Below are 5,354 nucleotides of genomic sequence, written 5' to 3'. Positions count from 1 at the left end.
GGCTCGATGGCCGGGTTTTTTTATTGTGCGGCGGGCGTCGCTCAGAACTGCCACCACGACTTCTTCGTGCCGGGGCGCGAGTGGCCGGTGATGTACGGGCTGTCCGGGAAGGTCCCGGCGAGCACGCGCTTCGTGTCTTCCGCGAGTTGCGGCTGGTCCAGCTTGCCGTACGACAGGATCATGATGTGCAGCGCGTCCTCGATCGCCGGCGCGCCCTTGTAGTCCTTGATCGCGAGCTGCGCGCGGTTGATTGCCGCGACATAGGCGCCGCGCCGATAGTAGTAGTCGGCCGCGTGCACTTCGTGCGAGGCGAGCGCGTTGACGATGTAGCGCATCCGGGCGGCGGCGTCGGGCGCGTACTTGCTCTTCGGGTAGCGGTCGACGACGACCTTGAACGCGTCGTACGATTCGCGCAGTGCCTGCGGATCGCGCTCGCTCATGTCCTGGCCGGAGAAGCGGCCGAACAGGCCGAGATCGTCGTTGAAGTGGATCATCCCCTTCAGGTAGTACGCGTACGGGATATCCGGGTGATCCGGGTGCAGCTGGATGAAGCGGTCGACGGCCTGGTCGGCGGCGGCCGCTTCGTTGTCCTTCCAGTTGCAGTACGCGACGTTGATCTGCGCCTGTTGCGCGAAATGGCCGAACGGATCGCGGCCTTGCAGCGATTCGAAATATTTCGCGCACTTGCCCCAGTCGCCGCCGGACAGTGCGTCCTGGGCCTCTGAGTATAATTTGTTGTTCGACCAGGTAGCCGTCTCGTCCTGCTTCTGCGGCAAGCCGTGGCAGCCGGCGATGAGGGCCGCGGCCGCTACCACCGCAGCTCGGGCGGCGACGGTCTTGGCCGTACGTTTGGTCGAATTCATCATGCTCGCATGTCCTAGCTTCAAGTCTCGGTGACCCAGTCTAAATGACCCGTTCAAGTTCGCAGAATGCCCCGCGGGGCAAGTCAAATCGCGAAGATTATAGCCCAAGCGATCGGCCCGCCGACGCTGCGTCGGGGGAATCCCCCGATGACGATCTGGCTGCAGGCGCGATGCAGCCGCCTGTCGTGCCGTCCGCGGCGGCCGACGAGACGCCGCGCGTCGTCGAAGTGCCGCTGTCGCTCGCGGGTGAACGCCTCGACAAGGCGCTCGCCCAACTGTTCCCCGAATTCTCCCGCAGCCGCCTGCAGAGCTGGATCGAGGCGCAGCGCGTGCTGGTCGACGGCGCGCCGGCGAAGATCCGCCAGCCGGTGCCGCTCGGCGCCAGGATCGAGCTCGTGCCCGACCTGCTGCCGGAGCAGCTGGCGTTCACGCCGGAGCCGGTGCCGCTCGACGTGATCTACGAGGACGACGCGCTCGTCGTCATCAACAAGCCGGCGGGCCTCGTCGTCCACCCGGCTGCCGGCAACTGGAGCGGCACGATCCTCAACGGCCTGCTGCACCGCTACGGCGACGCGGCGGCCGGCCTGCCGCGCGCGGGTATCGTGCACCGGCTCGACAAGGAGACGTCCGGCCTGATGGTGGTTGCGCGCACGCTCGCCGCGCAGACGGACCTCGTGCGTCAGCTGCAGGCGCGCGCGGTGAAGCGCCGCTATTTCGCGCTCGTGTGGGGCATGATGCCCGAAGACGGCACGATCGACGCGCCGATCGGCCGCGATCCGCGCGAGCGCACGCGCATGGCCGTCGTCACCGGCGCGTCGGGCAAGCCCGCGCGCACGCATTTCCGCACGGTTGACACATGCATGTGGCAACGTCAGCCGGTTTCCGCGATCCAGTGCGACCTCGAAACCGGCCGCACGCATCAGATCCGCGTGCACTGCTCGCATGTCGGGCATCCGCTGCTCGGCGATCCGGTGTACGGGCGCGCGCGCGGCAAGCGCTCGGTCGCGCCGCTGCCGGACGGGTTCGCGCGGCAGGCGCTGCACGCATGGCGGCTCGGCCTCGTGCATCCGGTCACGGGCAAGACGATGCAGTGGCGTTGCCCGTTGCCGGACGACATGAACGCGCTCGTCGCGGCGCTCGGCTTCGGGCAGGGCGAAGAGGAATTCGACGACGAAGACGGTGTCTACGACGATGACGATTTCGCCGGCGATTATCGCGATCACGACGAGGATCGCGACGAGGATTACGACGATGAGGAGGAGTGAGTGCCGATGACGAACCTGGCGCCGTTGACGTGGCAGGACTGCGTGCAGCCCGACTGGCAGGTGGCGCCGCGCGTGCGCGCGCTGATCACGACGCGCGACGGCGGCGTGAGCGAAGGCCCGTACGGGCGCTGGCAGGACGGCGCCGCATTGCCGGGCGGGATGAATCTCGGCCTGCATACCGGTGACGATCCGGCCCATGTCGCCGCGAATCGCGCGCGCTTGCTCGCGCTGGCGGGCCAGTCGCGCGCGGCATGGCTCGAGCAGGTTCACGGCGCGCAGATCGTGCGTGCGGACGAGGTGATCGAAGCCGCACCGGGTGCCGCGGCGCCCGTGCAGGCCGACGCGAGCGTGACCGACCGCGCGGGCGCGGTCTGTGTCGTGATGGTCGCGGATTGCCTGCCGGTCTTGCTGTGCGACGCGCAGGGCCGGGCGGTGGGTGCCGCGCACGCAGGCTGGCGCGGGCTCGCGGCCGGCATCGTCGAGCAGACCGCGGCCCGCGTCGCCGCGCTCGCCGGCGGCGCGACGGATGCGCTCCATGCGTACCTCGGGCCCGCGATCGGCCCGCAGGCGTTCGAAGTCGGCGCCGACGTGCGCGAGGCGTTTCTCGACACCGCTCCGCAGTCGGAGCATGATGGGACGCGGCAAGCGTTCGTCGCGATCGACGGCGCGCCCGGCAAGTACCTCGCCGACCTCCCTGCGCTCGCGCGCCTGCGCCTCGCGCGCGCAGGCGTGGCGCACGTGAGCGGTGGGACCGCCTGCACGGTCACCGAACACGCGCGCTTCTATTCGTACCGGCGCGACCGCGTGACCGGCCGCATGGCGGCGGCGATCTGGCTGGCCGATTGACGGCTGACCCCGAGTCCGTGCGCGCGGTTTTGTTGCGTTGCGAAATCGGGTTATCTCGATATTGACGCGGCAATGCGGTGTTGCATGGACAACCGAATGAATAATCGCGAAGTCAAGTCGACCAAAATGTTTTATGTTTCGCCGGAAGCCTTGTCCCGCTTGTTGCGCGCGGATTATCTCCGAGCAGAAATGTTCAGTGGTTTGATGCAGCGCTTCACATGGGGAAAACGATAATGATAAAAATACCGCACTGCGGCAGAATCTGGAGACGCCTCTCCAGAGCATGACGGCCCGGCTCGCAACCGGCACGCCGCGCGCGAGCAGGATTTCACGATTGACGCTCACGAATCACCGGTAAGGCAGGTAATGACAGCATCGAAAAATTCGTCGACGTCCGCTCAGGCGGGCACTTTCGCGGGCAGCACCGGATTCGACCAGGCTACCCAGCCGATGCAGCAGATGTTCGAGGCATGGTTGAACGCCTGGCGCGGTTTCGCCGATCCGGCACGCGCCGCAACGGCGGCGACCACGGCGAATCCGTTCGCCGCATTCCAGTTCCCGACATCAGTTCCGTTCCAGATGCCGTCGATGCCCGATCTGGGCGCCTTCGGCGGCCTCGCATCGCCGTTCGCGGGGCTGAAGCTGCCGGTTGCCGCGATCCCGGCGGAACGGCTCCAGCAGCTGCAGGCCGACTATGCGCGCGACTGCATGACGCTGATGCAGCAGGCTGCCGCGGCGAAGCTCGAGTCGCCCGAGCTGAAGGACCGCCGCTTCAGCGCGGATGCGTGGAAGGCGTCGCCCGCGCATGCGTTCGCGGCTGCATGGTATCTGCTCAACGCGCGCTACCTGCAGGAACTGGCCGACGCGCTCCAGACCGATCCGAAGACGCGCGAACGCATCCGTTTCTCCGTCCAGCAATGGACGGCCGCCGCCGCGCCGAGCAACTTCCTCGCGCTCAATCCCGATGCCCAGAAATCGATCCTCGAGACGCAGGGCGAAAGTCTGCGGCAGGGGATGATGAACCTGCTCGGCGACATGCAGCGCGGCAAGATTTCGCAGACCGACGAATCGCAATTCGTGGTCGGCAAGAACCTCGGGTGTACCGAAGGCGCGGTCGTCTACGAGAACGACCTGATCCAGCTGATCCAGTACACGCCGAAGACGGACAAGGTGTTCGAGCGGCCGCTCCTGATCGTGCCGCCGTGCATCAACAAGTTCTACATCCTCGACCTGCAGCCCGAGAATTCGCTCGTCGCGCATGCGCTGTCGAACGGCCATCAGGTGTTCCTCGTGTCGTGGCGCAACGCCGATGCGTCGGTCGCGCACAAGACGTGGGACGACTACATGAACGAAGGGCTGCTGGCGGCGATCGACGCCGTGCAGCAGGTCAGCGGCCGCGAGCAGATCAACACGCTCGGCTTCTGCGTGGGCGGCACGATGCTCGCGACCGCGCTGTCGGTGCTCGCCGCGCGCGGCGAACATCCGGCCGCGTCGATGACGCTGCTGACCGCGATGCTCGACTTCACCGACACCGGCATCCTCGACGTGTTCGTCGACGAGGCGCACGTGCAGATGCGCGAGCAGACCATCGGCGGCAAGAACGGCACGGCGCCGGGGCTGATGCGCGGCGTCGAGTTCGCGAACACGTTCTCGTTCCTGCGGCCGAACGACCTCGTGTGGAACTACGTCGTCGACAACTACCTGAAGGGCCGCACGCCCGCCGCGTTCGACCTGCTGTACTGGAACAGCGACTCGACCAGCCTGCCGGGCCCGATGTACGCGTGGTACCTGCGCAATACCTATCTCGAGAACAAGCTTCGCGTGCCGGGTGCGGTGACCGTGTGCGGCGAATCCGTCGACCTGTCGCGCATCGACGTGCCGACCTTCATCTACGGGTCGCGCGAGGATCACATCGTGCCGTGGCAGACGGCCTACGCATCGACGTCGATCCTGACGGGCCCGCTGAAGTTCGTGCTCGGCGCGTCGGGTCACATCGCGGGCGTGATCAATCCGCCGGCGAAAAAGAAGCGCAGCTACTGGGTCAACGACAGCGACCTGCCCGAGTCCGCGGACGACTGGTTTGCCGGTGCGACCGAGCAGCCGGGCAGCTGGTGGACGACCTGGGTCGAGTGGCTCGACCAGTACGGCGGCCGCAAGGTGGCGCCGCCCGCCAAGCCCGGTTCCGCGCAGTTCCCGGTGATCGAGCCGGCGCCGGGCCGCTACGTGTTGCAGCGCGATTGACGAAAACCGGACAGCGGCGCACGCTGTCCGATGCACCGCAGTTTTTTTAACAGGGCCGGTAGCGATGCGCCGTGTCGTGCGGGCCCGGAGGAAACGGAAATGACGGACGTAGTGATCGTATCGGCCGCGCGAACCGCGA

At 67.1% G+C, this 5,354-nt stretch carries 4 protein-coding genes; 3 read left to right on the top strand and 1 reads right to left on the bottom strand.

From position 1 onward, the window contains the following. Nucleotides 1-41 precede the first annotated feature (41 nt). The gene (locus U5771_RS34575) at nucleotides 42-866 is read right to left on the bottom strand and encodes an outer membrane protein assembly factor BamD (protein ID WP_124614446.1); all 825 of its coding nucleotides are present in this window, start codon (nucleotides 864-866) and stop codon (nucleotides 42-44) included. 41 nt (nucleotides 867-907) lie between these two features. On the opposite strand from U5771_RS34575, the gene U5771_RS34570 reads away from it, so the two are divergent. The 3 genes from U5771_RS34570 to phaC all read left to right on the top strand — a co-directional run bounded on the left by U5771_RS34570 (nucleotide 908) and on the right by phaC (nucleotide 5,215). Then, on the top strand, nucleotides 908-2,128 hold the full coding sequence (locus U5771_RS34570) for an RluA family pseudouridine synthase (protein ID WP_322028096.1): 1,221 nt from the start codon (nucleotides 908-910) through the stop codon (nucleotides 2,126-2,128). 6 nt (nucleotides 2,129-2,134) lie between these two features. Continuing rightward, nucleotides 2,135-2,974, top strand: coding sequence for a peptidoglycan editing factor PgeF (pgeF, locus tag U5771_RS34565; protein ID WP_322028095.1), 840 nt, complete (start codon nucleotides 2,135-2,137; stop codon nucleotides 2,972-2,974). Between the two features lie 366 nt (nucleotides 2,975-3,340). Next, nucleotides 3,341-5,215, top strand: coding sequence for a class I poly(R)-hydroxyalkanoic acid synthase (phaC, locus tag U5771_RS34560; protein ID WP_322028094.1), 1,875 nt, complete (start codon nucleotides 3,341-3,343; stop codon nucleotides 5,213-5,215). The last annotated feature ends 139 nt before the right edge of the window (nucleotides 5,216-5,354 follow it).

The sequence above is a fragment of the Burkholderia sp. BCC1977 genome, assembly GCF_905339595.1.
Taxonomy (GTDB): Bacteria; Pseudomonadota; Gammaproteobacteria; order Burkholderiales; family Burkholderiaceae; genus Burkholderia.
This window is presented reverse-complemented; position numbering and strand designations above follow the sequence as displayed.